The sequence below is a fragment of the Leucobacter sp. M11 genome (assembly GCF_035726885.1).
Lineage (GTDB): Bacteria > Actinomycetota > Actinomycetes > Actinomycetales > Microbacteriaceae > JAPFRB01.
This window is the reverse complement of the sequence record NZ_JAPFRB010000005.1, coordinates 85,960-86,431: the sequence shown is the minus strand read 5'-3', so window position 1 is coordinate 86,431 and position 472 is coordinate 85,960. Positions and strand designations below refer to the sequence as shown.

1 protein-coding gene is annotated in these 472 nt (G+C 69.7%); it reads right to left on the bottom strand.

The genetic code is table 11. From position 1 onward, the window contains the following. Positions 1-15 precede the first annotated feature (15 nt). Positions 16-378 carry a hypothetical protein gene (locus OOT08_RS15665; protein WP_325093771.1) on the bottom strand — a complete coding sequence of 121 codons (363 nt, stop codon included), beginning with the start codon at positions 376-378 and terminating at the stop codon, positions 16-18. Positions 379-472: the final 94 nt, after the last annotated feature.

Sequence of the window (472 nt, the reverse complement as noted above, 5' to 3'; positions counted from 1 at the left end):
CCCGGGGAGCATCGCTCAGGCGGCGTAGTAGTCGTTGCCGCGGGAGAACTCCACGAAGGTGCAGTCCGTGTCCCCCACGGCCCAGGCGTCGTGGCCCGGGGGCAGCAGCATGGCGTCGCCCGCGGAGAACTCCCGGGAGGAGCCGTCCCGCATGCGGACGCCGAGCGTCCCGGCCGTGACCACGGCGACGTGCGGGAGCTCGCAGAGCTCCGTACCCGCGGCCTCCCCCAGGTCAGCCGACCACGAGGCCCCGGCGTGGAAGGTCACCTCGGTGCCCTCCAGGCCCTCGAAGGCCACGGATCGTTTCGAGATTCGGCCGAAGACCTGCGGCTCGATCTCCGCGAAGGTGGCGTGCTGCATTGCTGGGTGGAAGGTCATATGAGTCCCTATCGATGAGTGTTCCGGTGTCCCCTCGACTGTATGGGGTGCGATCCGCTCCCCGGCGGTTGATGTCGCCGGATGACGCGCTCCC